The organism is Vibrio sp. SBT000027 (assembly GCF_963894355.1).
In the GTDB taxonomy this organism is placed as follows: Bacteria; Pseudomonadota; Gammaproteobacteria; order Enterobacterales; family Vibrionaceae; genus Vibrio; species Vibrio splendidus.
Genome location: NZ_CAWQGD010000001.1, coordinates 466065 through 491696, shown reverse-complemented (window position 1 = coordinate 491696; position 25632 = coordinate 466065). Strand labels below are relative to the sequence as shown.

Below are 25632 nucleotides of genomic sequence, written 5' to 3'. Positions count from 1 at the left end.
AATTAAGGGGGACTAGAGGGGAGTAGAAAATATACAGAACGGTGTTTTAAAGAGATAGATCACTTAATCTAGGAGGAGTAGACAGCACACAGATCTAATTATTCGATATAAGTGCGATCTAGTTCAAATATATAATTTGAACCTAATCGGTAAATTATTTTTTTAACAATAATTATTCTGTGAAGTTGCTTGACCTTACTGTGACAAAGCTTTTTACTTATAGTTCACTGATGTCGATAAACGAACAAGAAATCAAGCAATGACTAGAACGCTCGCTCGCCCTTATCCACTAGGCGCAACGCTAGGTAACACTGGCTGCAACTTCTCAATTTATTCTCCTGACTGTAAATCCCTTTCCCTCGCTCTCTTTGACGAGAACGATGAGTTCACCACTTATAAATTGGAAAATGAATACGCTGATATTCGATATGTGTTCATCGACGGAATAAAAGCAGGACAAGAATACGGCTTCATTGCTGAAACTGAAAATGGTCCAATCTTACTTTCAGACCCTTACGCTAAAGCAATCAGCGAACCGCTCGATTACGCCACGCCATATACCAATGAAAAAAGCTTTTCGATGGCGAAATGTGTTGTTATTGATGACACTTTCGACTGGCAAGATGTAGGCAAGCCGCGTATTAGCCGAGAAGAGACCGTTCTTTTCGAAACCCATGTAAAAGGCCTATCTAAGCTTCACCCTGAAGTCGCGACCCATACTAAAGGCCGTTACTTAGGGTTAGTTAGCCCTGAAATGCTCGCGTTCTACAAACAGCAAAATATCAACTCTCTACAACTTTTACCTATTGCTGCATGCATGCATGAGCCTCACCTATTAGATATGGGGAAAGTGAACTATTGGGGTTACAACCCATACTTATTCATGGTGCCGGACCCACGCTACGCAGAAAAGGACGCCGTGAATGAGCTCAAAACTGCGATTCGCGAACTGCACCGCAATGGCATCGAGGTCATTCTAGACGTCGTGTACAACCACACGGCTGAAGGCGGTGAAGGTGGAACTACCTTCAACCTAAAAGCACTGGATAGTCGCTACTACATTAAACATGGTTGTCATTACGCGAACTTTACTGGTTGCGGTAATACAGTCGACCTAACCCACCAGCCAGCACTCAACTTAGTGATGGATACGCTTCGCTATTGGGTTAATGAGTTTAAAGTTGATGGTTTCCGCTTTGATTTAGCAGCAACGCTAGGCCGTGAAGGCGATAATTACAATCCTGAGGCCGCTTTCTTCAAAGCCGTTGCTCAAGATCCGATACTTAAAGAAACAAAGTTGATTGCAGAACCTTGGGACATCGGCCCGAATGGCTACCAAGTCGGTAATTTTCCGTTAGGTTGGAATGAGTGTAACGACAAGCTCAGAGACATTACACGCAGCTTCTGGCGCGGTGATCAAGGTTATCTGAAAGAGTTTGCAACTCGCTTGATGGGATCGCGTGACATCTACAGTGCAGCGCACTGGCCGTACAAATTAACCGTCAACTACATCACTTATCACGATGGCTTCACCATGCAGGACCTTGTTTCTTACAAGCATAAGCACAACGAAGAGAATGGTGAGAACAACCGCGATGGGCACGGCGACAATCGCTCTGAAAACTATGGCGTTGAAGGCGAGACTGAAAACCTCTTGGTCGTCGCAACACGTGAAAAACAGAAGCGTAACTTCATGGCAAGCCTGCTGTTCGCCTTTGGTATTCCGCATATTCTGACGGCTGATGTGTTATCTCATACTCAAAAGGGTAACAACAATGCTTACTGCCAAGACGGCGTAACCAGCTGGCTGAACTGGGAAGATTCAGAGCGTAAGACTTACTTCAAGACTTGGCTGTCTGAGATGATCTCCGCACGTCAGCAATACATGGTGCCTTTTATTAAGGCATTCAGTGGCGAAAAGCGTAACTCTAACCGCATCTTCTGGAGCCGTGTCGATGGCACGCTCATGGAACATGATGATTGGAACCGTTTAAGCTCGGTTGCGTTGCATTTAGGTATTGGTAAAGATGGTGATGAGTTGATTTATCTGATCAACCAAACCAACGCACCAGCGCGCTTTTCTTTGCCTAGTGACCGCGAACAAAACTGGGTGACTATTTGCGATACTAACCTACGAAATGTAAAACCAGGTCATGCTGAAGGTGAAATGCTGTTATCTCCAGCTTCAATGGCGATTCTACACTATTCGCCAGACAAGACTGATTTAAGTTAAGTTAAAAGCTAAGTCAGCTTAATAAATCACCAGAAACCATAGGAGCCAGTTATATTTATAACTGGCTTTTTTGTCAGCCGAATATCACAGAAGTCATTCATTTATATGGAATCATTTGCATTGATGTGATTACGAAAACTGTTTAGTATGGCCGTACTATAAAAATGAATCTATAACGTCTTTGGATATCATGGCTTTACCTAAAACATTAATTCGGCTTTTTAAACCATACATTATTTTATTAACTGGAGGGATGCTCTATCTTGCTGTGGCTCAGCTTGAAAAAGTAGAAACAGCAGCAACCGAACAATCATCATCAAATATTCGAATCGCAAGCTCCACGATTCGTTCCAACATCGAAGCCACATTTGGCAAGCTCTATTTTTTAGAAACCAGTCTAGGCTTACCTCAAACGGCTCCAATCGGTGATCGAAAATTCAGAGAACTGAGTGATAACATTCTAAAAAGAACACCTAACTTCTCCGATATCATTCGATACCAACCTCAAACTCAACAATATATATCAAGTCGTGGCTTACCTCTTTCCAACGAACAAGTTGGCTCCATCAAATGGAACCCAATAGACAGTGTTGTTGACGATTTTTATATCTCTTCTATTTATCAAAAGCCCGATGGTCGTTGGGTGTTCGCGGTGAAACATACAGCAGAAAGATTGAACGAAGAGATATGGATTGAGTTTGATCTATTGCACACAACCCAAGGGTTAAGAGACTTAAAAACGCTTAATCACGGCTATGTGTTTGTGGTTGATCGAGCAACAGAACGACTTGTCTTTCACCCTAATCCGAAACGTATCGGCTCTAAATCTATCAGCTACCACGCTGGAATAAGCCACCAACTCTCGCAAGGCGAAACCGTCGGTAAACACGAATACTACTATCAAGATAACTTCAAAATATCGGTATTCGATGCTGACAACAGCTTGAACTGGGTGTTCATCGCAGGTACTGATCGTCACGATATCCTAACCAGCTCATATCAATTCACATTAACTGGTGTCGTACTTGGTTCTCTGATTCTTTTGTGGGTTGGGGCAAACTATTTGTCTTATCGCTTGAACGTATCTTTATCTCAACTGAATAAGGTCGATGACCTCGTAAGCTTTAAACGAGAGTTGAAATCCATACTGGCTAGCTTTACCTACCAAAAAGGCATTCAATTCTGTCTCTATCAGCCTGAAAACCACACATTCAGTACCATCGACTATCACGGAAACAAATCAACGGTACATTGTGACAAGGCCCTTGCAGAACGGTTTACACCAGACACCATGGCTTATCGAAGTGGTAAGTACGCCGATCCTCTGGCATGTAAACTCAAAATACACCAACGTCACTACTGCATTCCTTTGCACTCTCGCAAACAGTTGGTCGCAGTACTTTATGTGAACGCGAACTTACCGATCAGCCAGAGTATTCTGCGTATGATCAGAGATTACACCGAGGTCTCGCTGTCTAACTTACTGCTCCACCATCAATTGAGCAGTAAGGACCTGATGACTCAGTTGGACAACAAAAGCAGTTTCAACATCGCACTGGAAAACTACGCCGACGAGCCAGATACCTATGTCGCTCTGCTCGACATCGATAACTTTGACCACGTTAATCGCGCCTATGGTGAAGCGGTCGGTGACAAAATGATCAAGCTGACTGCAGAAGCGATACGCTCATACTTCCCTAAACCTAAAGGGCTTTGTCTAGCACGTATTGGAGGCAAAGAGTTCGCTGTATTGTTCAAAGCAAATGATGTAAAGGATGCCAAATTCCAGCTAGACCAATGTCGAATTGAAGTTAGTCAGCAAGCCGTTGCCACGCCAGATATCACGTTATCATTAGGTGTCAGCGTCGGATTCTCACAAATAGAAGGTGAAACAGATTCGGCTTTAGCGCTTGCCGAACAGGCGAAACTCATCGCTCAGCAGCTCGGAAAAAACCGAGTGGAAGGGCATATTAGAGCTATCGCGCAAGCTTCATAACACGCCACAGATTCGTATGTGCACACAAAGCACCTAGGATTCACACCCTAGGTGCTTTTGTTTTTATGGAAAGTCATTACAATGCGCCTTCGACACGACAATATTCCCTTTCTAACGACACGAACCTTATGAAGCTAAGTAACCGACTGCAAACTCTCCACTCCCTTGTCAGCAATGACTACCAACATATTTGGGACTGCTGCTGCGATCATGGATTTTTGGGTGTTCAACTGTTGTCGGATAATAAAGCGCCTCAGATTCATTTTGTCGATATTGTCCCGTCTCTGATGAATGGACTAGAAGACAAGCTAACTCGTTACTTTCCCCAAGATAATTCAGACCAACAAACGGTTACCAGCCAATGGCAAGTTTACTGCATGGATGTCGCCGCTATTCCGCTCCAGAAACATACTGGTAAACACCTGGTTATTATTGCGGGCGTCGGTGGCGATCTCACTCAGAAGCTCGTCGACGACATTCATCGCCAACATCCAGACAAAGATATCGATTTTTTGCTTTGCCCAGTCCATCAGCAGTTCGAGCTAAGAAGCCATTTAAAAGCGCTCAAGTTCGGTCTTATTGATGAAGTGCTGATCGAAGAAAACCGTCGTTATTACGAAATTTTATTGGTCAGCAATAACCAAGGCGAAGCTGAAAAGAACCAAAACGTTAACGAGATATCAAGCGTCGGCGACAAGATCTGGACGCCAAGTTGTGATGAGCAAATGAAGATATCACAGCAATACAAAGCCAAAACATTGCAGCACTACTTACGCATCCATCAAGGGCAAGAGAAGCAAGGCAAACCGAGCCAAGTGAAGCACATCATTGATGCTTACCAAGCGATTTAGCTTTGCATTCTCTTTGAGTATCTTCACTTTAAAGAATTAAGAACATAGTAAGCACTAACTTCACTGTTCAAGCCGATCAAACCGATTCAATAAAAAAGCCGACAGTTCAATGAACTATCGGCTTTTTTGATGCTATTTGTTTGGTTTGATCTTACTGCTCTTGCTTCTTATGAACCGTATCAAGCCCATCAATCGTTTCAACCTCACAGAGCGTATCAAGAGCATAAACCGTATCGAGATACTCGTCTTTCTCTTTCCACGTGTTATTCAACCAACTGTGGAAACGGCGCTTAAACGCTTTGTCTTCAAAGTAATTGCCGTTCACGTTCTCATCCATCGGATGCAATTTAATACGCACGACCACCTTTTTCATCTTACCTTTTAGCATGTCTTCAAACGGAGAAGTCTGATTCTCTGGATAAGCCAAAGTAACATCGACGATACCATCTAAGATTGGGCCCATCGCAGACAGAGCAAACGCCACACCGCCGGTTTTTGGCTTGAGTAGATGTCGATACGGTGTTTTCGCTGTTGCCAGCTTCTCGTGATTTGCACGTGTCCCTTCGACAAAATTGACCAATGTCGTTGGTGCCCATTTGAACTTAGTGCATGCCTTGTTGATTGCGTCGAAGTCATCATTACGACGCTCAGGGTTACGAATCAAAAACTCACGCGAATGACGTCTCATGAACGGCATATCCAAGCCCCAACAGGCCAATCCAACAAAGGGAACATACAACAGTTCGTGCTTGAGGAAGAACTTAGTCATCGGCATCTTGTCTTTCAAGATTGAAGACAAAATCACGATATCCGCCCAGCTCAGGTGATTCGACATCATCAGATACCACTGCTTGATCGAGATATCTTCCCCTCCTTCGACTTGCCACTCGATATCGTTATTCACATTCAACATCCAAAGGTTAAGCGAAGCCCAACACCAAAATGTGAAGTTCGCTAAACGAGTACATGACTTTTGAACAATAGAGATTGGAAGAATCAGTTTGATGAGGCCAAAGAAGCTCACGGTAAACGCAGTCATTGCGGTATTGATAGTCACGAACAATACGTTCAAAACCATACGAAGATTATCAAGCATAAAACACGGCTATATTGAGATCGAAAGCCGACATTATACTCATCTGTAAAATATTCTCTTTAGTAATTGGTTGAATACCCTGGGGGTCAAACCACTGTATCAATTTTGGTCTGTGTCCATAGAGCAACTCATCGTTCTTAATCACAAGGAATCACATCAAAAAACAATAAAGATGTCATTTAGACACAGTAAATACAAAGTCTATTTGACATCATTCAAGTTCATTTTCACCGAATTGTCAGTATTGATAAGCATTCTCACTAATGGCATGGTACATGCAACTCCAAAGTGTAAATAGTTGAGTATCCTTAATGAGATAACTTCTCTAAGTAAAGGTGATGATATGACAGATATTCCTCATGGTTTGGTAACTGGCAAAGTCTTACATAAAACACAATGGACAGATCAACTGTTCTCGCTCCAAGTCAGTGCTCCCGTCTCTCCCTATCAGGCGGGTCAGTTCACGAAACTTGGCTTGCTTAACAGAGAGGATGAGTTCGTAAGGCGAGCCTATTCAATGGTGAATGCGCCAGAGCACGAACAAGGTCACCAACACCTGGAGTTTTTGATTATTAAGGATCAGAACGGTCAGCTTTCACCTCAACTTCATGAGTTGAAGGTAGGTGATGACATCTTCGTCGGCAAAGACCCAAGTGGCTTTATGACCTTAGATGAGATCCCAGAGATCGCCGACGATCTATGGATGCTTTCAACCGGAACCGCGGTTGGGCCTTTTATCTCAATGCTCGAAAGCATGCAGATACAGCAGCAAAACGGCTCAGATGTCGAAAAAGTAATGTCATTCAAAAACCTTGTACTGGTTCATGCCGTAAGAACAGAGCAAGACCTGACTTATCGAGACCGTATCGCTCAACTCGTTAATCACTTCCAAGGGAAACTACAATATGTGCCAATTATTTCTAGAGAATCAGTCACCGGAACTTTGCGCGGACGAATCCCAAGCTTGTTACTTGGAGGCGACCTTGAGCAAACCACGTCTGTCGCTTTCAATCAAACCCGCAGTTTTTTCTACCTTTGTGGCAATCCGCAAATGGTTCGCGACACAAGTGAAGCACTAACCAGCTTAGGTTTCGAGAAGCACTTACGCCGAAAACCCGGCCAATTCAGCAGTGAAAACTACTGGTAATCACAGTCACCAATTCCATCAAAGCTAAAGCTTATATTCAAAATACAGACAGATAAGAGGTTTTATATGAGTCATTTACGTATTCCGTCACACTGGAAAATTCAACGTTCAACGCCATTTTTCACCAAAGACAACATACCGGCTGCATTGCTTAATCACCATAACACCGCAGAAGGCGTATTCGGCCAGATCTGCGTAATGGAAGGGACGGTCACCTTCTATGGTTTTGCCGATGCCGACGCGACAGAACCAGAAAGTGTTATCACGATCCAAGCAGGGCAATTTGCCACAAGTCCACCTCAATATTGGCATCGAGTAGAGCTGAGTGACGACGCGCAATTCAACATTAACTTCTGGTCAGAAAAAGAGACCAAGAAGATGTTCAACACCCGAAAGTAAGATCCATTCAATATTGATGAACTTATAAGCAAGCTACTTCGTAGTGTGATTTCCGATGTTCAAAAAGTGATGATAGAAGATCAAATAACCATAGTAATTACAGTGACTAATGGTGATAGACAAGACAAAAAAACTCTAGCACACTGGACAAAGTTATTAGTTTTAATCCCGTTTCAGATAATGAATCAGTGGATTATTTATATGTTAGGTAAGAGAGGAAGCCATGCTCAACATTGCTTTTTTTAGCTCAAAATCATACGACGAAAAATCATTTGAACTTGCAAAAGGCGAACTCAACGCCGAGTTCCATTTTCACGATTTTCGACTCACTACAACAACAGCAAAAATGGCGCACGACAACGAAGTCGTTTGTGCGTTTGTAAACGATGACCTATCGCGAGATGTGCTAGAGATTCTAGCGAAAGGCGGCACTAAGCTGATTGCGATGCGCTGTGCAGGTTTTGATAAAGTCGATTTAGATGCAGCCAAAGAGTTTGGTCTGCAAGTGGTTCGCGTTCCTGCTTATTCACCAGAATCGGTAGCAGAACACACGGTCGGCATGATGATGTGTTTGAACCGTAAACTGCACAAGGCATACCAACGTACTCGTGATGCGAACTTCTCTCTTGAGGGACTAGTTGGCTTCAACTTCCACGGTAAAACCGTTGGTGTAATTGGTTCAGGAAAGATTGGCTTAGCGACGATGCGTATTCTGAAAGGTTTAGGCATGAACATCTTGTGCTACGACCCGTACCCGAACCCATTGGCAAAAGAGCTGAGGGCTAAATACGTAGAACTCGACGAGCTTTACCAAGAATCTGACGTGATTTCTTTGCATTGCCCAATGAGTAAAGAGAACTACCATCTGTTGGATGCAACGGCATTTGGCAAAATGAAAGATGGCGTGATGATCGTCAACACCAGTCGTGGTGAACTGCTGGATTCAACTGCTGCAATTGAAGCACTCAAACAAAGCAAAATCGGCGCGCTTGGTCTTGATGTTTACGACAATGAGAAAGAGTTGTTCTTCCAAGACAAATCTAACGACGTGATTGTCGATGACGTATTCCGTCGCCTATCCGCTTGTCACAACGTATTGTTCACTGGTCACCAAGCCTTCTTGACTAAAGATGCATTGTTCAACATCGCCAATACAACGCTCACCAGTGTTGATGCCTTCTTTACTGGCAACACCAGCGGCAACGAACTCGTTTAATAACAGATTGAGTTAATAGCTGGCTGAGTTAATAACAGACCAGATCTACAAACACAAAGCCACGCTATTCCTAAGGGAACAGCGTGGCTTTTTCGTTTATCCAGTATTCTAAAACAGTTCTTAGACGCAGAAGTGACAATCCTCGGTATCCAAACCATAAACGCCTTTGCGAATAGCAAGGTGCTCTTCCCCTGCTTTAACACCCATCTCATAACCGGCATCAAGCGTTGATTGATCCATAGTCAAGCGCTTCACCGCGAAGGCTTCTGGCGGCGCTATCACTTTAATGGTCGCATCTTTGGGTGGGTTACGAATGAACTCCAGAGACTGGTTGTAGTTTTCAGCACGCACTGCCATCGATTCTGCAATGTTAGGGAATTTCTTTAATAGTTTTTTCAGCATCCATTGGTGCTTTTGAGGCTTCATTCGGTAGCTTAATGGGTGAGAAAGAATCACGGTAATGTCTCGTGCACCACGACGGTATGCTTCGCGAACCGGAATTGAATCCGCTACGCCACCATCGGTATAACAACCACCAGAGAAGCACGGAGTTTCGCGGTAAGCAATAGGTAAAGCAGTTGTCGCTTCCACCACGTTAGAGAGGTTTTCTGGCTTGATATGGTAGTAGTCTGCACTGCCTGTATCGACGTTTGTTACAGCTGCAATGAGTGGGATACTTGAAAACAGCTCACCACAATCGAGTGGGTAACGTTGGTTAGACTCATCCCACAACCACTTCACGTCCACCAAGTTACCGCCTTTAGCAAAGCGAGTTGGATTAAAGAAGGTTTTGTCGGTCGCCATGGTAGTAATCACGTTATAACTGCGCTTTGGCGCTTGAGATAAGTAACCAACAAGGTTCGACACGCCCGCAGATACGCCAATAGCAAAATCATAGGGACGGAAATCGTCTTGCATAAAGGCGTCCAACACTCCGGCTGCGAAGATGCCTCTCATTGCCCCACCTTCAACAATTAATGCGCTTTTACTCATCTCAAACTCTATTACTTTATAAACTGATAGCCGTAGGATAATCCCGTCCATCTTATAAAGATAATGGGATATGTTTATCAATTCGATAGGTAAAAACTATCAGTAGAAATGGTACTGAACTTCAGGGAATTCGCACTACTCACATGGATCGCGAATAGAGGCCAACTAATACTCGCATGATCAATAAAGGCCGCTGAGTGATTAACTCAGCGGCCTTCTGACTATTTAAACGAGTTTATTGATTACGACTTAAATTCGCTCACATCGATTTCAAGCAGTTTACCAATGCCTTCACCGTAAGCTGGATCGGCTTTGTAACAGTGTCTTAGGTGACGCAGTTGAATCTCTTTTGGTACGCCGCCTAGGTTACGAGCAGTGTTATCAAACAGAATCGCTTGTTTCTCTGGTGTCATTAGACGGAACAAGTCACCCGGTTGCGAGAAGTAATCTTCATCTTCGCGGTGATCCCAGTGTGCCGCTGCGCCATCTAAGCTCAATGCTGGTTCAGCGAAATCTGGTTGCTCAGCCCATTGACCTTCGTTGTTTGGCTCATAACCCAATGTGCTACCAAAGTTACCATCAACACGCATCGCACCATCACGGTGATAGCTGTGAACTGGGCAACGAGGTGCGTTCACTGGGATATGCTGATGGTTAACGCCCAAACGGTAGCGCTGTGCATCACCATAAGCAAACAAACGACCTTGCAGCATCTTGTCTGGTGAGAAGCTGATACCCGGAACCACGTTTGCAGGGTTGAATGCAGACTGCTCAACTTCAGCGAAGAAGTTTTGTGGGTTACGGTTCAATTCAAACTCACCCACTTCAATCAATGGGTAATCTGCGTGTGGCCAGATCTTGGTAAGGTCGAACGGGTTGTAAGACACTTTCGCTGCGTCCGCTTCTGGCATCACTTGTACTTTCAACGTCCATTTAGGGAAGTCTTGGTTGTCGATGCTGTCTAGTAAATCACGTTGGTGGCTTTCACGGTCATCACCGATCACTTGTGCCGCTTCTGCATCAGACAAGTTCTTAATACCTTGCTGAGATTTGAAGTGGAATTTCACCCAGAAACGCTCGTTGTCTGCGTTAATAAAGCTGAACGTGTGGCTACCAAAGCCGTGCATGTGACGGTAAGTAGCAGGAATACCACGGTCACTCATTACGATGGTGACTTGGTGAAGCGCTTCAGGTAGAGAAGTCCAGAAATCCCAGTTATTCTTCGCACTACGCATGTTGGTGCGCGGGTCACGCTTAACCGCATGGTTTAGATCTGGGAACTTAAGAGGATCACGAAGGAAGAATACCGGCGTGTTGTTACCCACCATATCCCAGTTGCCTTCTTCGGTATAAAACTTCAATGCAAAGCCGCGGATATCACGCTCAGCATCAGCGGCACCACGCTCACCCGCAACTGTTGTAAAACGTGCAAACAGGTCGGTCTGTTTACCTATTTCAGAAAACAGTTTTGCCTTGGTGTATTTTGTGATGTCGTGTGTCACGGTAAATGTGCCGTAAGCGCCTGAACCTTTCGCGTGCATACGACGCTCTGGAATGACTTCGCGGTCAAAATGCGCCATCTTTTCTAAAAACCAAACATCTTGAAGAAGTTGAGGACCGCGTTTACCCGCAGTTTGAACATTCTGGTTATGAGCAACAGGACAACCCGCAGCTGTAGTTAGTTTTTTACTCATGATCTATTCCTTAAGGTCCAAAGGTGCAGCAATAGTAAGTGCACCTTGATATTTATACTGGCTCCCTTTCAAAAGCCCCTAAAATACTATGGATATAGAATAGACCTCTAATGGCATAAAATATAATCGTTTGTATTTATCGTTATAATCTATAAAACCTATTAATCGGCCAACTTAGAAACCACGATGTGACACACTGATTAGCTCAGTATCTTTCTTCCTAGCTTGAGCGTCGCTGCTATATTTCTTGCCGTTCTGGTTAGATTCATTTCAGCCTCTTTCAGTACCTGATTGAGTGGTTGAGGAGAACGTACCGTTCCAAACAAGCTGCTCATTTCACCATATAAAGCTTCGACTTCAGTACCTAAAGATCCTGCAATTCCTATGGTGGGAATACCTTGTAAGCTCGCACGTTTAGCAATGCCATAAGGTGTTTTTCCCTGTAGCGTTTGGTTGTCCATTTGCCCTTCGCCAGTAATCACAAGGTCAGCACCTTTCAGTACTTCATCGGCTTGAAGAACATCAAGCACCATCTCAATCCCCGGTTTAATCTGCATATTAAATAGCAGACCAAGTCCCATCGGCGTGCCACCAGCCGCGCCATAACCAGCACGCTCTTGAACGGGTTCACCACCAACACAACCTTGCGATTCAGCGATTTGAGCAAAATTCGCTAGCGCCTTATCAAGCATCAAGACTTGGTCAGGTGTCGCCCCTTTTTGTGGGCCGAATATATGGCTAGCGCCGTTATCACCACACAATGGATTATCAACATCGCACGCCACAATCAATTCGACATCTGCACAGCGCGAATCTAAGCCGGTAAGATCTATTGATTCGAGTTCTGCAAGTGCAGCACCACCTCGGTTAAGCTCTTGTCCATCATCATCTTGCACTTTGCTATCTAACAAGCGCCCACCTAGAGCTTGAACGATACCCGCGCCGCCATCGTTGGTCGCACTGCCACCCAATCCAAGAATGATGGTTTGAGCACCCCGCTCTATCGCTTCGAGTATCAGTTGCCCAGTACCAAAAGAAGAAGCAACCAAAGGATCACGCTGCTCTGGTTTCAACAAGTCCAAACCCGATGCAGCAGCTATTTCAATCAATGCCGTTTTGTTCGGGTTGCTATCGGATGGCTCAAGCATCGCCCATTCAGCATTGATCAATGCTCCCAACGGCCCTTCAACTTGATGCGTTCGCTTTTGCCCTGCTAAGCCTTGCTGTAATACATCTACCGTACCTTCACCGCCATCAGCCAAAGGTAAGGTCACATAGTCAGCGTCTGGGAAGATTTCACGAAAGCCCTTTTCAATACACGCCGCCACCGATACAGCCGATAAAGATTCTTTAAACGAGTCTGGTGCAATAACAATTTTCATAGAAGCTGGCTCCAATACTTCACAAATATCTACCAAGAAATAGTCTAAAAACAACAAAACCACTATATAGAAGAGGGGGCAATTGTGCGTATTTCCCTTTCCGAATTTGACCAAAACCTCAGATTTCAACGCCACTATTTTATATTCAGTAAAGTTACTGTTTGCTCATAACCCATATTTTGACAAGTTTGATCCCGCCAAATTATCGAATTCCGACTTAATTAGTCGTAGAAACCAGATCCTGAACACGCTTTTTGTTTCGTATTGCGGAATTGTGGAATCTTTTTGTTCCATTTTTTAACCTACCAACAGTTATTAGAGAAAAACTTAATAAGGAAATATTTCGTAACTTTGCTCACAGAATATTTTCGGAATAACAACAATAATTCATTCCGTATTATGGAATTCAACTTATCGGAGAACACAGATGCCTTTAGTATCAACAGAAAAACTACAACAAGAATACGAACGAATCCTTTTGGCTCGCGACATGAAACCAGAGATGGCAACCAAGCTTGCAGCCGGCTTTGTTGAAATGGCAAACGAGGGTACTTACTCACATGGCATCAACCGTTTTCCAGTGTTCATTGACCAAGTAGATAAAGGTCAGATCAAATTAAATGCTGAACCTGAATGCGTTAACAGCATGGGTGCTCTAGAGCAATGGGATTGTAACTACGGTCCTGGCGTTCTTAACGGCCTTATCTGTGCAGAACGTGCAATGGAATTGGCTCGTGATTACGGCATTGGCATGGTCGGTATGCGTAACTCAAACCACTGGATGCGTGGCGGTGCTTACGTATTAAAAATGGCACGTGAAGGTTTTGCAGGAATTGCGTCAACAAACTCAATCGCAGTAATGCCTGCTTGGGGTGGTAAAGATCACCGTATTGGTTCAAACCCTCTCATCATGGCAGTTGCGGGCGATCCACCCGTAGTTGTTGACTGTTCAATGAGCCAATTTTCTTACGGCCAGCTACAAAACTTCGTGCTTGCTGACAAAGAACTACCTGTTGTTGGTGGCTTTGACAACGAAGGTGAACTCACTAAAGACCCACATGTACTTTGGGAAAACAAACGCCTACTTCCAATGGGTTTCTGGAAAGGTTCATCAATGGCAATCGTACTGGACATGATGCTAACGGCAATCACTGGCGGCCACTCAGTACCAGCGCTGACTGAAGATATGGGTGGTGAGTTTGGTGTATCTCAATTCCTTATCGCTATCGACCTAAGCAAAACAATGGATCAAAGCACTTACGCACAAGAGATGAAGCGCATCCGTGATTACGTGCTTGAGTCAGAGCCTGCAGAAAGTGGCTCAGTGATGATTGCTGGTTCTGAAATTGAAAACTTCATCAAGAAACACGAAGCAGCTGGCGGCATTGAAATTAACGATGGGATTTGGGAACAAATTACGTCTCTGTAATTAGCCAAAGGTAGGGAAAGCGTTATGCAAAGTGTATTAAAGAGTATTTGGAAAAGTATCGATGTCATCATGGCGGTCATTCTGACCTGTATGGTTGCGCTCGTATTTACTAACGTAGTTTTACGTTATGGCTTTTCCTCTGGTCTTCGTCCCTCTGTAGAACTATCTCGCCTTGGTCTTGTATGGGTTGTCATGCTCGGTGCTGCCGTTGTACTGCGCCGAGGTGAACACCTCGCTGTTGCGGAATTTTCTGAACGACTTTTCCCAAAAGCAGTACCCGTATTAAGACGTATCTGCTGGGTAATAGTACTGATTTCTGTAGGCATGCTTTACGTCGGTTCATACCGTCAAATGATGTCTAACTGGTCAGATATTTCTCAGCTTACAGGGCTTCCTTCAGCATTGTTTTACTTAGCCGGTGTGGTGTCAGGTTTGTTAATGGGCGTGATTGCCTTTATGCGAATCTTCAAGCCCGACTGGCAGCTAGATAGCTTAGATGAGGAGAAAGAATAATGACGTTAGCCATTTTCTTATCGGTATTGATTGTCTCAATCTTACTTGGTCTTCCTGTTGCGTTTGCATTGTTATTATCTTCAATGGCGCTGATGCTTCACATGGACTTCTTTAGTGCAGACATTCTTGCGCAGTCTTTAATTAATGGTGTCGACAGCTTCACTCTGCTTGCCATTCCATTCTTCCTCATTGCGGGTGAAGTAATGGCGTCGGGTGGTTTGTCGCAGCGTATTGTTCGCCTAGCAACCACTTACGTGGGACACCGTCAAGGTGGCTTAGGTTACGTTGCTATCATGACTTCGGTACTGCTTGCTGGCCTTTCTGGTTCAGCTGTAGCAGATGCAGCAGCCTTGGTCAGTATTCTTTACCCAATGATGAAAGCAGCGAAATACCCAGAAGCACCTTCAATGGGCTTACTTGCTTCAGGCGGTATCATCGCACCCGTTATTCCACCTTCAATCCCTCTGATCCTTGTAGGTGTTGCTGGCGGTATCTCGATCAAAAACCTATTCCTAGGCGGCATCGTTCCTGGCTTGTTAATGGGTATGACATTGATGTTTGTGTGGCGCTGGACAGTTCGCAAAGAAAACCTAGCGACATCAGAAAAAGCGACAAAAGCAGAAAAACGCGCAGCACTTAGAGAAGGTGTATGGGCCTTAATGCTGCCAGTCATCATTATTGTGGGTATTCGTTTCGGCATCTTTACGCCAACAGAAGCCGCTGTAGTAGCCGCAACTTACGCAATCTTCATCTCTACGTTTGTGTACAAAGAGCTCTCGATTAAGAAGTTCTACCACATCGTATTGAACGCAGGTCGCTCGACAGCAATGGTTATGTTCTTGGTGGGTTGTGCAATGGTTGCAGCTTGGCTAATTACTGTTGCTCAGCTTCCTCAACAACTCGCAGAAATGTTAGGTCCACTGGTGGATAGCCCACGCCTATTAATGGCAGTAATTATGTTGCTCGTACTTTGTGTCGGCATGGTTATGGACTTGAGCCCAACGATTCTAATCCTTGTACCCCTTTTAATGCCTGTCATCAAGATGGCTGGAATTGACCCAACGTACTTCGGCCTACTGTTCGTTATTAACTGTTCAATTGGCTTGATTACGCCTCCTGTAGGCACCGTACTAAACGTAGTGTGTGGTGTAGCGAGAGTACCAATGTCGACCGCAGTGAAAGGTGTATTGCCCTTCATCGCAGCTTACATGGCTCTGCTCACACTGTTTGTCATCTTCCCAAGCATTATCACTGTGCCAATGTCGTTTGTCATTGGTTAATCCTCGACGGAGAAAATAATAATGAAAACCCTACTAAAACTTACTCTACTCGCTTCGACTATCGCAATGAGCTCTAGCGCTTTTGCCGCTACGACTCTAAAACTGGCGCACGCTGCACCAGAGTCGGATTTGCAACAAGACCTATCTTTGTTCTTTAAGAAAGAAGTAGAAGCTCGTTCAAACGGCGAAATCAAAGTAAACATCTACCCACAAGGTCAATTGGGCAGTGATAAGCAAATGATCGATGGTTCACGTGCTGGCATCGTTGATTTAGCGATGGTTGGTTTGAACAACTACAACGGCCTAATGCCTGAATCAGCGGCCTTCACTCTGCCGTTCATGTTCCCAGATCGTCAAACAGCATACAAAGTACTGGACGGCGAGCCGGGTAAAGAAGTGTTAGCGAACTTTGAAAAATTCGGTCTTAAAGGTCTTGGTTTCCCTGAAAATGGTTACCGCAACATGACCAACAACGAAAAACCTATTCGTGTTCCTTCTGATGTTGAAGGCCTACAAATGCGTGTTAATGGCTCGAAAGCTCTAAACGACATGTTCAACGAGCTAGGTGCTAACCCGCAGCAGCTTCCAGTATCTGAGCTTTATACTGCACTTGAAACAGGCGTTGTTGACTCTCAAGACCACCCAATTTCTGTAACGCTATCTTTCAAGTTTGACGAAGTACAAAAATACCTAAGCCTTACACAACACGCTTACTCACCACTAGTTTTAACAATGAACCTACGTAAGTTCGACAAGCTAACGGAAGACGAGCAAAAAATCATTGAAGAAGTCTCTGCTGAAGCGGTTGCAATGCAACGTAAGCTAAGCATTGAAAAAGAAGACAAGATGATTGCTCAACTAGAAGCGAACGGAATGCAAGTAAACCGTGACGTTGATGGTGCTGCTTTCCAACAAGCTATCCAGCCTGTTTGGAGCGCATACATCGAGAAAAATGGCGATGTGATGATCAACAAGATCAAGCTAGCAGCTAAGTAACGCGATTGAGTGCGATTGCCTAGTCCTCTTTTTAGCTAGGAAATTTAGCTAGGCAATCCGCTCGTCATTCACTCAATACAACATGGGCAAACACAATGTCTCAAGAACAAAAAAAATACCAAGAATTAAAAGAACGCGTGTTCGCAGCAAACTTGCAACTTCCTAAATATGGCTTAGTGACTTTCACTTGGGGCAATGTCTCTGAAATCGATCGTGAACGTGGCGTGATTGCAATCAAACCGTCAGGTGTTGAATACGATGTAATGACGGCAGATGACATCGTTATTCTCGATTTAGAAGGCAACCGCATTGAAGGCAAGCTAAATCCTTCGAGCGACACAGCAACGCACGTTGAGCTTTATAAAGCCTTCCCAACCATTGGCGGCATTGTTCACACACACTCTCGCAATGCAACAATCTGGGCGCAAGCCGGCCGAGACATTCCAGCGCTTGGAACCACACACGCCGATTACTTCTACGGTGATGTGCCTTGTACTCGCCTACTAACGAAATCTGAAATCGAATCTGATTACGAGAAAAACACTGGCTTAGTGATTATCGAAGAATTCAACCAACGCGATATCGATCCACAGGCAATGCCAGGTGTCATCATCGCAGGCCACGCACCATTTACATGGGGCAAGGATGGTTCAGACGCAGTGCACAATGCAGTCGTAATGGAAGAGATTGCAGCCATGGCAACAGCTACTCGTGCCATCAGTCCAGAAGCAGCAATTCAACCAGAGCTACTCGACAAGCATTACAACCGTAAACACGGTAAGAATTCATACTACGGACAGAAGTAAGGCCTCGCACATGCATAAGTCATCACCGCATAAGTCCTATAAACATAAATTGGATAAGCACAAGCTATTGGCGTTAGATCTCGATGGTACCGTTCTCAGTTCGCAGCACACGATTAGTCAAGAGTTAGTCGAAGCCATCAAGCAAGTCGCTCAACACACTCATGTGGTTATCGTTACGGGTCGCCATCATGTCGCGGCAAAACCTTATTACGATCAGCTTGGTTTATCGACTCCAATAATTTGTTGCAATGGCACTTACATCTTTGATTACCAGAACGATACGGTCATTCAAGAAAACGCAATCGACAAAGAAATTGCGGCTGAGTTTATCACCCTATCTCAAGCTCATGATCTAAAGATGGTGATGTATGTGCGTGATGCAATGCTCTACTCGAGAGCACGCCCTATTGAATACATGGAAGCGCTACTGACGTGGTCTCAAACCTTTCCAGAAAGCCAGCGACCAAACATTCAAAAGGTCGACGACTTCCAACATGAAGCACTAATTTCAGAGTATGTGTGGAAGTTTGTCGTTGAAGGTGAAGTAAACACATTCGCAGAGATGCCTTTTGTGAAAGAGAACTTCAACGGCGAACGATCTTGGATTGATCGTGTCGATTTCGCAGCAACAGGTAATAGCAAAGGCAATGCATTGACTCGCTACATTGAGCCGCTCGGTATCAGCCTAGAGCAGTGTGTCGCGATTGGTGATAACCACAACGACATTTCGATGCTTAAAGCAGCAGGACTTGGCATCGCAATGCAAAATGCAGATGACACCGTAAAAAGCTCAGCCAACCTGATCACGCCTAAAAACAATGACGATAAGACAGGGTTAGCGACGCTTTTACAAGACCTATTTAGTGCCCATTAATTTAAAGCATCGGCTTTATTAAGCTGTTTATATTTAAAGAGAATTTTTATGTTAGTCGGAAATACTCAACCTACGCAGATCAGTAAGTCGTACCCTGTCGTTATTCAAAACGTGCTTGAGTACTTGAACAGTCTCGACCAAGAAAAACTCGCATTAGGTCGCCATGAACTCCCTGGTTTTGATTCAAAACAGGCATGGTTTGTTGTATTGGAATATGACAAAGAGCCTCTAGGAAACTTCCAACCTGAAGTCCATAAATACCATTCTGACTTGCAGATCATTCTCGAAGGTTCTGAAGTGATGGCATGGGCGATCGACACTGGCGAACACAGCAACGCGCAACCTTATAACCAAGAACGTGACCTTCAGTTTTACGAATACCCAGGAATTGAACTCAGCTTCATTCATGCAAAACGCAATCAATTTTATTTATTCACACCAAATATCGTGCATATCACCAATATTGAAAATGATGACAGCCAACCCGTTAGAAAACTGGTGGTGAAAATTCACAACGATTTACTGGAAGCCAAATAATGAATTACTACATTGGAATTGATTCTGGCGGCACTTTTATGAAAGCCGCGTTGTTTAACGCAAAAGGTGAACAACAAGGTCTTGCCCGCGTATCGGCGAGCGTCATCAACGAAAAACAAGGTTGGGTAGAACGCGACCTAAACGCACTATGGGGTAACGCTGTCGATGTCATTAAGCAGCTTTTAGAGACCACAAAAGTAGAACCGACCTCTATCAAAGGCTTGAGCATTTCAGCCCAAGGCAAAGGCGTTTACCTTCTTGATAAAGAGGGACAAAACCTCGGCCACGGCATTATGTCTTCTGACTCTCGTTCACTGCCTATCGTTAAAGAGTGGCTAGAACAGGATAAAGCACAAGAGATCTATCCAACCACACTGCAAACACTGTGGACAGGTCACCCTGTATCGATTATTCGCTGGATCAAAGAGAACGATGCCGAACGATACAACAACATTGGCGCAGTGATGATGTCTCACGACTACCTTCGTTATCGCTTAACGGGCGAAGTCGCAGCAGAACTGACCAATATTTCAGAAAGTAATTTTTTCAACTCCATCACTGGTGAGTATGACAAAGCCCTTCTGGAAACCTTTGGCATCGAAGAAATTTGGGATGCGCTACCACCCGTTGTAAAACCTCAACAGCAAGCAGGGAAAATCACTGCGGCCGTTGCTAATGAAACCGGACTAGCAATAGGTACACCTGTGTTCGGCGGTTTGTTTGATGTTGTGTCTACCGCGATCTGTTCTGGAATCAACTCTTCAGAAGATACCCTGAATTACGTGATGGGAACATGGGCGGTAACGTCCGGCATATCAAAGAAAGTAACGCAAGAAAGCCACAACTTTGTTTACGGCCATTACGCCGTCGATAACGAATACATCATTCACGAAGCGAGCCCAACCTCTGCGGGTAATTATGAATGGTTCGCCGACTACCTTGGTGAAAATGGCCAGATTAACCACCAGCAAAATCAAGCGTTAGTGGAAGCATTAGATCCGGCATCAAGCAGTATCTACTTTGTGCCATTCCTTTACGGTTCTAACCAAGGGCTTGGCCTAAAGTCAGGCTTCTATGGCCTGCAATCGCACCATACTAAAGGGCACCTAATTCAAGCCATTTGGGAAGGTATCTTATTCTGCCACAACATTCACCTAGAACGTATGCGTCAGCGTTTTCCAAAAGCCAACATACTAAAAGTGACAGGCGGCCCTGCATCTAGCCCTGTATGGATGCAAATGCTGGCTGACCTTACCGGCATGACCGTTGAAATATCAGACGTGGATGAAACCGGCTCATTAGGTGCCGCAATGATGGCAATGGTCGGCGCAGGTGAGTTCGCTTCATTAGCAGAATGTACTCAAGCGATCACTAATTCTACGTCACGTGTCGAGCCGAATCCTAAACACTACGATATATACCAAAAGAAATATAAGCACTATCAAAGACTGGTGCAGTTGTTTAAACAATTTGAGGATGAAATAGATGTCTAAGCCCTTGCTACAAATGGCACTTGATGCCACTGATATCGACACGGCATTAGCCTCAATAGAGCATGTTGCAGATAAGTTAGATGTAATTGAAATCGGAACGATTTTAGCCTTCGCCCACGGCGTAGATAGCGTAAGAATCCTACGAGAAAAATACCCAAATCACATCATTGTCTGTGACATGAAAATCACCGATGCCAGCGCCATTTTAACGCGTCTGGCGATGGATGCCGGCGCTAACTGGGTAACAGTAAGTGCAGCCGCACACATCGAAACTATTCGTTCAGCGAAGAAAGTAACGGATGAATTCGACGGCGAAGTGCAAATTGAGCTGTATGGACACTGGACAATGGAAGATGCGCAAGCTTGGGTCGACATGGGCATTAAACAAGCAATTTATCACCGTTCACGTGATGCGGAGCTTGCTGGTGTGAGCTGGACCGAAGAAGATTTGATAAAAATGCAGAAATTATCGGATATTGGAATTGAACTATCCATTACTGGTGGTATTGTTCCTGACGATCTGCATTTGTTTAAGAATCTGTCTGCAAAGTCATTTATTGCTGGCCGAGCGTTAGCTGGTAGCAATGGACGTGACATCGCAGAAAACTTCCATACTGAAATAGGTAAACACTGGTAGCACATATATGAGCGAGCAAATTAAATCGTTGTCTAAAGCACTGACCGTATTGGAATTCCTTGGGAATTATCCTAATGGCGTTTCGCTACAAAAAGTGTCTGAAGGGACTGGCTTCAACAAGTCATCTGTCCATCGTATTTTAGCAACGTTTGAAGCCTCTGGTTATGTTGCTCAAATGTGTTCAGGTAAAGAATATCGCTTAACAATGAAGTTGGTTCAGCTTGGACACGCTGCTATCAACTCTGATGTCACTGGCACCGTTAAGCCATACCTATCTGAGCTACTCGACGATGTGAATGAAACGGTTAACTTCCTCTCTTTTGATGCTGACAACATCATTTTTAAAGACAAGTTTGAACCCGTTAATTCTTCCTTTAGAACTCGAACCTACGTAGGGCTGCATTCTCCAATGTACTGCTCAGCGGCAGGAAAATGTTACTTAGCATTTAGCTCTGACAGCGTTCGAGAAACCTATTGGAAACGCAATGTCAGCACAATGAAGCCGTTAACTGAAAACACGATTCTCGACAAGTCTCAATTTTTTGGTGTTCTCGATAAAATTAAGAGCCGTGGTTATGCGCTCGATGATGAAGAGAACGAAGCAGGTATTTCTTGTGTTGCTGTCCCTATTTTTGACAAGAACAATTCTCCTGTATACGCGGTTAGCGTCTCTTCGCTTACGCCAAAAATGAAAGCTCTCGGCTACGAAGAAATTGCTAGCAGAATTCAAGACATAACAACGCGTATAGAACAACAACTCTTTTAAGGAAAAAGAATGTTTGATTCTAAAAACAAATTCAGATTAGGTATTTACGAAAAAGCGATGCCAACCACCCTTACATGGGAAGAGCGTTTGATTCACGCCAAAGAAGCTGGCTTCGACTTTGTAGAAATTTCAGTCGATGAGACCGACGAGCGACGTGCTCGTTTAGATTGGTCAGACGAAGAAATTTATGAGCTTCGCCGTCTATGTGAAAAGCACCAAATGCCTTTCCAATCAATGTGCCTAAGCGCACACCGTAAGTTTCCGTTTGGCTCAATGGATGATGCTATTCGCACTGAATCGCTGATCATCATGGAAAAAGCGATTTCATTGGCTTACAAGCTTGGTATTCGCTGTATTCAAATGGCAGGCTATGACGTTTACTACGAGCCACAATCGGCTGAAACTCACGCTCGCTTCATTGAAGGTATGCAGCAAGCCACCAAAATGGCAGAGCGCGCAGGCATCATGTTAGGTGTAGAGATCATGGATACGCCTTACCTGAACTCACTGAGCAAGTTTGAAGTGTTAAAGCGTGAGATCCCATCGCCTTACTTCATGGCTTACCCAGATGTCGGTAACATCTCAGGTTGGAATTACGATGTGTGTACCGAGCTAAAACTGAGCCGTGACCACCTAGTACAAGTCCACCTTAAAGACACACTACGAGTTTCAGAAACCTGTAAAGGTCAGTTCCGAGATCTTGTTATCGGTGAAGGCCAAGTCGACTTCCCTGCTATTTTCAAAACACTCGCTGAAATTGATTACAGCGCACCATTAGTGATTGAAATGTGGGCTCAAAATGACAACTGGTTCGAAGATATCAAACAAGCGAAAGCAACATTGAAATCTATCGCAAACCAATCTGGCTTTGAATTGTAAGGAAACGACCATGACTATTTTTCGCACCGCTTTTTTTGAAGCTGATTTAACTGAAGAACAAAAGCAAGACTTCTATCAATACATGGAAAATGAAGTCGCTCCGATCATTCGTACATTCCCGAATAACCAAGGGTTAACGCTGAATAAGCCTGAAGCGATTGAAGCTGACAGCCATAAAAACCTACTGCTTATGATGCAGCACAGTTATGAGAACGAGTCAGCCATGGCAGCGGCTTTAGATTCTGAACAACGAATCAAAAGTATGCATGCGACCAAAGTGATTATTGAGAAATACGATATCCATGTTCATCACATCAATTTTGTGCGTGATTAATGGTTTAAAAGGTAATACACCGTAAAGTCTCAATCGAAAAGCAGAAGATCATCTTCTGCTTTTTTTATCGCGATTAATAAGGAATCACTATGAGAGTATTCCCGTTAAAAGATGCCCCACTGGTCTTACTGTCTCTGATCTTTTTTATCTGGGGTTTAATTACCGTTTCAAGTAACTCGCTAATTCCACATTACAAAGAAGCTTTCTCTCTCGATTATAAAATGGCGATGCTATTTCCCATGGCCTTTTTTATCACCCGAATTACGGTGTCTCTTCCAACGTCATTTGTCATGGCAAAAATTGGCTATAGAACTACGCTGAAGTTCTGCTTGATCTGGTGCCTTCTGGGCTGTCTAGCGATGGCATATTTAGTACGAGGAGAAGAGCTTGTTCCAACACTCATCGGGATCTTATTGATGGCCTCAGGTGTGTCAGCAATTCAAGTAGTGAGTTCACCTTACGTATCACTTCTCTCGACACCCGATAAGAGTGTTATACGTCAAAGTGTAGCAACAGCATCTAACTCCGTTGGCACTGTGCTTGGTCCGCTAGTGCTTACCGCTGTCATTCTTGTGGCTGCTACCTTTAACGTAAATAGTACAGCTCACCAAGTCTCATTTCTGTTCCTATTTATTGCACTGTTCTTTTTAGGCTTGTTGGTATTTTTAAGTAAAATATCTCTTCCAGATATTAAACCGAAACAAATGACAGGCTTTTGGCGAGGACTAACTCTTCTTGTTAAGAATCGGCAGTTCATGAAGTTAGCGTTGGTACTGCTGCTGTATATCGGAGTGGAAGTCAGTTTTGGCACGTTTACTATTACTTACCTTGCGGACCAGCAATATGGCGACCTTGGATTGGTATCCGCAACACAAATCATCGCTCTTTATTGGGTATTAATGTTTATGGGGAGGCTGCTGTTCGCCAAATTCGGAAATACAATTAACAAACATGCTCTCTTCTCACTGTCTTGCGTGGTTGCCGCTTTGATTAGTGCCTTAGCGATCTATCAAAATCATGTCTGGGTCGGTTATTTGATGCTTGTCGTAGGGCTATGTAATTCTACGCTCTACCCCATCATTTACGCACAAGCGCTACATGCATCAGGTAAGCAAAACTCACAAGGGGCAGCAATTCTCATTATGTGTTCAATTGGAGGGGTTGTTTTACCATTCGTACAGGCGAGTTTGATTGATGAGCTTTCGCTGAGTACGAGTTATATTGCGCCCGCATTAGCGTATGTATTAATGATAGTTTTGTACTGGTCTAGTTTAAAGCATCGTGCTTAAACCGTTGATTTAGAAAAGTAACTTGGTTTAGTCAATCACTTGATTCAGTAACTAAGTCGATGACTAAAAAGTCGGCCTGATTGGCCTAGAAGATAGAGAAAGTGAACTGGAGAAAGATAAGGAAATGAATTTGGTGCTTCTGACGTTAGTTTGAATCAGTGAGTGGCTAATCACCACCACTGATCACACTTAACGCGGGTTATTTAAGAAATTAAACCCAAGCAGAAGCAACAAGTAGGATAATTGCACCCATGATAACGGTAGACTTAGCAAAAAATAGAACTTCATTCATTACTGAAGGTTTTGCTAGTGATACGTTGTTTTCATTCGTGATTACTGTAGCGTTCATACTGTGTTCTCATCGTTATGTGATCTGAGGTCAATTTTGCGCCGTTATGTGACCAAAGTCAATATTAACTGTAGTTTTATTACACAATGAAAAAGATATAACTGAAGAGAACTCCAACAACGCAACCTCCCCTGACTCCACGTAGTTTTCCATTAAATCAACATCTATTAGATACAAAAAAGCCCGAAGCCTGATACACAGAACACTTCGAGCCTTTATACAGCAGTAGATACACTACTTAATTCAATTGAGCTAACTCCGCTCGCATTGAATCGATAGCTTGTTGATAATCTTCACTATCAAAAATAGCAGAGCCCGCAACGAACATATCGGCACCCGCTTCAGCAATCTCTTTTATGTTGTTAACTTTCACACCACCGTCGACTTCTAAACGAATATTTCGACCTGATTCATTAATGCGCGTTCTGATTGAACGCAGCTTA

24 protein-coding genes and 1 pseudogene are annotated in these 25632 nt (G+C 44.0%); 19 read left to right on the top strand and 6 right to left on the bottom strand.

The features are described 5' to 3' along the window. Positions 1-259: 259 nt before the first annotated feature. From glgX to AACU28_RS02115, 3 genes are all read left to right on the top strand, one after another. Positions 260-2233: a glycogen debranching protein GlgX gene (gene glgX / locus AACU28_RS02125; protein WP_121602243.1), complete on the top strand. Its 1974-nt coding sequence runs from the start codon at positions 260-262 to the stop codon at positions 2231-2233. 253 nt (positions 2234-2486) lie between these two features. Next, positions 2487-4229 (top strand): sensor domain-containing diguanylate cyclase, encoded by a 1743-nt coding sequence (locus AACU28_RS02120; RefSeq protein WP_102534862.1) that lies wholly within the window; start codon positions 2487-2489, stop codon positions 4227-4229. A 128-nt stretch (positions 4230-4357) separates the two neighbouring features. Further along, positions 4358-5080 carry a tRNA (adenine(22)-N(1))-methyltransferase gene (locus AACU28_RS02115; RefSeq protein WP_102534879.1) on the top strand — a complete coding sequence of 241 codons (723 nt, stop codon included), beginning with the start codon at positions 4358-4360 and terminating at the stop codon, positions 5078-5080. Positions 5081-5231: 151 nt separating this feature from the next. Here AACU28_RS02115 and AACU28_RS02110 read toward each other — a convergent pair whose 3' ends face one another. Further along, positions 5232-6176: an acyltransferase gene (locus AACU28_RS02110; RefSeq protein ID WP_121602242.1), complete on the bottom strand. Its 945-nt coding sequence runs from the start codon at positions 6174-6176 to the stop codon at positions 5232-5234. 343 nt (positions 6177-6519) lie between these two features. Here AACU28_RS02110 and AACU28_RS02105 point away from each other — a divergent pair, with 343 nt between their 5' ends. From AACU28_RS02105 to AACU28_RS02095, 3 genes are all read left to right on the top strand, one after another. Beyond that, the gene (locus AACU28_RS02105; protein ID WP_004732167.1) at positions 6520-7323 is read left to right on the top strand and encodes a ferredoxin--NADP reductase; all 804 of its coding nucleotides are present in this window, start codon (positions 6520-6522) and stop codon (positions 7321-7323) included. A 66-nt stretch (positions 7324-7389) separates the two neighbouring features. After that, positions 7390-7722, top strand: a complete 333-nt coding sequence (locus AACU28_RS02100) for a DUF1971 domain-containing protein (RefSeq protein WP_004732168.1) — start codon at positions 7390-7392, stop codon at positions 7720-7722. A gap of 223 nt (positions 7723-7945) precedes the next feature. Then, positions 7946-8938, top strand: coding sequence for a 2-hydroxyacid dehydrogenase (locus AACU28_RS02095; RefSeq protein WP_121602241.1), 993 nt, complete (start codon positions 7946-7948; stop codon positions 8936-8938). 120 nt (positions 8939-9058) lie between these two features. Here the strand turns inward: AACU28_RS02095 and AACU28_RS02090 are convergent, their stop codons facing one another. The 3 genes from AACU28_RS02090 to AACU28_RS02080 form a co-directional block, all read right to left on the bottom strand. After that, a complete protein-coding gene (locus AACU28_RS02090) occupies positions 9059-9931 on the bottom strand; it encodes a patatin-like phospholipase family protein (RefSeq protein ID WP_121602240.1) in 873 nt (290 codons plus the stop codon). Positions 9932-10173: 242 nt separating this feature from the next. Further along, on the bottom strand, positions 10174-11625 hold the full coding sequence (locus tag AACU28_RS02085) for a catalase (protein ID WP_121602239.1): 1452 nt from the start codon (positions 11623-11625) through the stop codon (positions 10174-10176). A 200-nt stretch (positions 11626-11825) separates the two neighbouring features. Then, positions 11826-13007, bottom strand: a complete 1182-nt coding sequence (locus AACU28_RS02080) for a glycerate kinase (RefSeq protein WP_121602238.1) — start codon at positions 13005-13007, stop codon at positions 11826-11828. Between the two features lie 427 nt (positions 13008-13434). Between AACU28_RS02080 and yiaK the strand changes: the two genes are divergently transcribed. The 13 genes from yiaK to AACU28_RS02015 all read left to right on the top strand — a co-directional run bounded on the left by yiaK (position 13435) and on the right by AACU28_RS02015 (position 24840). After that, entirely contained in the window at positions 13435-14436 is a 1002-nt protein-coding gene (gene yiaK / locus AACU28_RS02075) for a 3-dehydro-L-gulonate 2-dehydrogenase (RefSeq protein WP_017078567.1), read from the top strand. Between the two features lie 24 nt (positions 14437-14460). After that, positions 14461-14949: a TRAP transporter small permease gene (locus AACU28_RS02070; RefSeq protein ID WP_012600147.1), complete on the top strand. Its 489-nt coding sequence runs from the start codon at positions 14461-14463 to the stop codon at positions 14947-14949. Continuing rightward, entirely contained in the window at positions 14949-16229 is a 1281-nt protein-coding gene (locus AACU28_RS02065) for a TRAP transporter large permease subunit (RefSeq protein ID WP_017078566.1), read from the top strand. The genes AACU28_RS02070 and AACU28_RS02065 overlap by 1 nt, the downstream gene beginning before the upstream one ends. A gap of 21 nt (positions 16230-16250) precedes the next feature. Continuing rightward, a complete protein-coding gene (locus tag AACU28_RS02060; RefSeq protein WP_009845882.1) occupies positions 16251-17225 on the top strand; it encodes a DctP family TRAP transporter solute-binding subunit in 975 nt (324 codons plus the stop codon). A gap of 95 nt (positions 17226-17320) precedes the next feature. Beyond that, positions 17321-18031, top strand: a complete 711-nt coding sequence (locus AACU28_RS02055) for an L-ribulose-5-phosphate 4-epimerase (RefSeq protein ID WP_017078565.1) — start codon at positions 17321-17323, stop codon at positions 18029-18031. Positions 18032-18041: 10 nt separating this feature from the next. Next, positions 18042-18905 carry a Cof-type HAD-IIB family hydrolase gene (locus AACU28_RS02050; RefSeq protein WP_017081788.1) on the top strand — a complete coding sequence of 288 codons (864 nt, stop codon included), beginning with the start codon at positions 18042-18044 and terminating at the stop codon, positions 18903-18905. A gap of 48 nt (positions 18906-18953) precedes the next feature. After that, on the top strand, positions 18954-19442 hold the full coding sequence (locus tag AACU28_RS02045) for a YhcH/YjgK/YiaL family protein (protein WP_009845885.1): 489 nt from the start codon (positions 18954-18956) through the stop codon (positions 19440-19442). Continuing rightward, a complete protein-coding gene (locus AACU28_RS02040) occupies positions 19442-20935 on the top strand; it encodes an FGGY-family carbohydrate kinase (RefSeq protein WP_017089468.1) in 1494 nt (497 codons plus the stop codon). Before AACU28_RS02045 ends, AACU28_RS02040 begins: the two co-directional genes overlap by 1 nt. Then, a complete protein-coding gene (locus AACU28_RS02035) occupies positions 20928-21572 on the top strand; it encodes a 3-keto-L-gulonate-6-phosphate decarboxylase UlaD (protein WP_052879203.1) in 645 nt (214 codons plus the stop codon). Before AACU28_RS02040 ends, AACU28_RS02035 begins: the two co-directional genes overlap by 8 nt. A gap of 7 nt (positions 21573-21579) precedes the next feature. Then, positions 21580-22338 carry an IclR family transcriptional regulator gene (locus AACU28_RS02030; protein ID WP_017065667.1) on the top strand — a complete coding sequence of 253 codons (759 nt, stop codon included), beginning with the start codon at positions 21580-21582 and terminating at the stop codon, positions 22336-22338. Positions 22339-22347: 9 nt separating this feature from the next. Beyond that, positions 22348-23217, top strand: a complete 870-nt coding sequence (locus tag AACU28_RS02025; protein WP_012600141.1) for an L-ribulose-5-phosphate 3-epimerase — start codon at positions 22348-22350, stop codon at positions 23215-23217. A 10-nt stretch (positions 23218-23227) separates the two neighbouring features. Then, positions 23228-23551, top strand: coding sequence for a hypothetical protein (locus AACU28_RS02020; protein ID WP_102453869.1), 324 nt, complete (start codon positions 23228-23230; stop codon positions 23549-23551). A gap of 89 nt (positions 23552-23640) precedes the next feature. Continuing rightward, entirely contained in the window at positions 23641-24840 is a 1200-nt protein-coding gene (locus tag AACU28_RS02015; protein ID WP_050651019.1) for an MFS transporter, read from the top strand. Positions 24841-25051: 211 nt separating this feature from the next. Here AACU28_RS02015 and AACU28_RS02010 read toward each other — a convergent pair whose 3' ends face one another. Together AACU28_RS02010 and AACU28_RS02005 are read right to left on the bottom strand one after the other, a co-directional pair. Continuing rightward, entirely contained in the window at positions 25052-25189 is a 138-nt protein-coding gene (locus AACU28_RS02010) for a hypothetical protein (protein WP_012600138.1), read from the bottom strand. A 238-nt stretch (positions 25190-25427) separates the two neighbouring features. Continuing rightward, positions 25428-25631 (bottom strand): annotated as a pseudogene (locus tag AACU28_RS02005) (ribulose phosphate epimerase); the annotation flags it as partial. Between the last annotated feature and the right edge of the window lies 1 nt (position 25632).

Excerpts from the sequence above, each read along its gene's own strand:
- glgX (WP_121602243.1), top strand. The coding sequence starts at position 260 with ATGACTAGAACGCTCGCTCGCCCTTATCCACTAGGCGCAACGCTAGGT.
- AACU28_RS02120 (WP_102534862.1), top strand. The coding sequence starts at position 2,487 with ATGCTCTATCTTGCTGTGGCTCAGCTTGAAAAAGTAGAAACAGCAGCA.
- AACU28_RS02115 (WP_102534879.1), top strand. The coding sequence starts at position 4,358 with ATGAAGCTAAGTAACCGACTGCAAACTCTCCACTCCCTTGTCAGCAAT.
- AACU28_RS02110 (WP_121602242.1), bottom strand. The coding sequence starts at position 6,176 with ATGCTTGATAATCTTCGTATGGTTTTGAACGTATTGTTCGTGACTATC.
- AACU28_RS02105 (WP_004732167.1), top strand. The coding sequence starts at position 6,520 with ATGACAGATATTCCTCATGGTTTGGTAACTGGCAAAGTCTTACATAAA.
- AACU28_RS02100 (WP_004732168.1), top strand. The coding sequence starts at position 7,390 with ATGAGTCATTTACGTATTCCGTCACACTGGAAAATTCAACGTTCAACG.
- AACU28_RS02095 (WP_121602241.1), top strand. The coding sequence starts at position 7,946 with ATGCTCAACATTGCTTTTTTTAGCTCAAAATCATACGACGAAAAATCA.
- AACU28_RS02090 (WP_121602240.1), bottom strand. The coding sequence starts at position 9,931 with ATGAGTAAAAGCGCATTAATTGTTGAAGGTGGGGCAATGAGAGGCATC.
- AACU28_RS02085 (WP_121602239.1), bottom strand. The coding sequence starts at position 11,625 with ATGAGTAAAAAACTAACTACAGCTGCGGGTTGTCCTGTTGCTCATAAC.
- AACU28_RS02080 (WP_121602238.1), bottom strand. The coding sequence starts at position 13,007 with ATGAAAATTGTTATTGCACCAGACTCGTTTAAAGAATCTTTATCGGCT.
- yiaK (WP_017078567.1), top strand. The coding sequence starts at position 13,435 with ATGCCTTTAGTATCAACAGAAAAACTACAACAAGAATACGAACGAATC.
- AACU28_RS02070 (WP_012600147.1), top strand. The coding sequence starts at position 14,461 with ATGCAAAGTGTATTAAAGAGTATTTGGAAAAGTATCGATGTCATCATG.
- AACU28_RS02065 (WP_017078566.1), top strand. The coding sequence starts at position 14,949 with ATGACGTTAGCCATTTTCTTATCGGTATTGATTGTCTCAATCTTACTT.
- AACU28_RS02060 (WP_009845882.1), top strand. The coding sequence starts at position 16,251 with ATGAAAACCCTACTAAAACTTACTCTACTCGCTTCGACTATCGCAATG.
- AACU28_RS02055 (WP_017078565.1), top strand. The coding sequence starts at position 17,321 with ATGTCTCAAGAACAAAAAAAATACCAAGAATTAAAAGAACGCGTGTTC.
- AACU28_RS02050 (WP_017081788.1), top strand. The coding sequence starts at position 18,042 with ATGCATAAGTCATCACCGCATAAGTCCTATAAACATAAATTGGATAAG.
- AACU28_RS02045 (WP_009845885.1), top strand. The coding sequence starts at position 18,954 with ATGTTAGTCGGAAATACTCAACCTACGCAGATCAGTAAGTCGTACCCT.
- AACU28_RS02040 (WP_017089468.1), top strand. The coding sequence starts at position 19,442 with ATGAATTACTACATTGGAATTGATTCTGGCGGCACTTTTATGAAAGCC.
- AACU28_RS02035 (WP_052879203.1), top strand. The coding sequence starts at position 20,928 with ATGTCTAAGCCCTTGCTACAAATGGCACTTGATGCCACTGATATCGAC.
- AACU28_RS02030 (WP_017065667.1), top strand. The coding sequence starts at position 21,580 with ATGAGCGAGCAAATTAAATCGTTGTCTAAAGCACTGACCGTATTGGAA.
- AACU28_RS02025 (WP_012600141.1), top strand. The coding sequence starts at position 22,348 with ATGTTTGATTCTAAAAACAAATTCAGATTAGGTATTTACGAAAAAGCG.
- AACU28_RS02020 (WP_102453869.1), top strand. The coding sequence starts at position 23,228 with ATGACTATTTTTCGCACCGCTTTTTTTGAAGCTGATTTAACTGAAGAA.
- AACU28_RS02015 (WP_050651019.1), top strand. The coding sequence starts at position 23,641 with ATGAGAGTATTCCCGTTAAAAGATGCCCCACTGGTCTTACTGTCTCTG.
- AACU28_RS02010 (WP_012600138.1), bottom strand. The coding sequence starts at position 25,189 with ATGAACGCTACAGTAATCACGAATGAAAACAACGTATCACTAGCAAAA.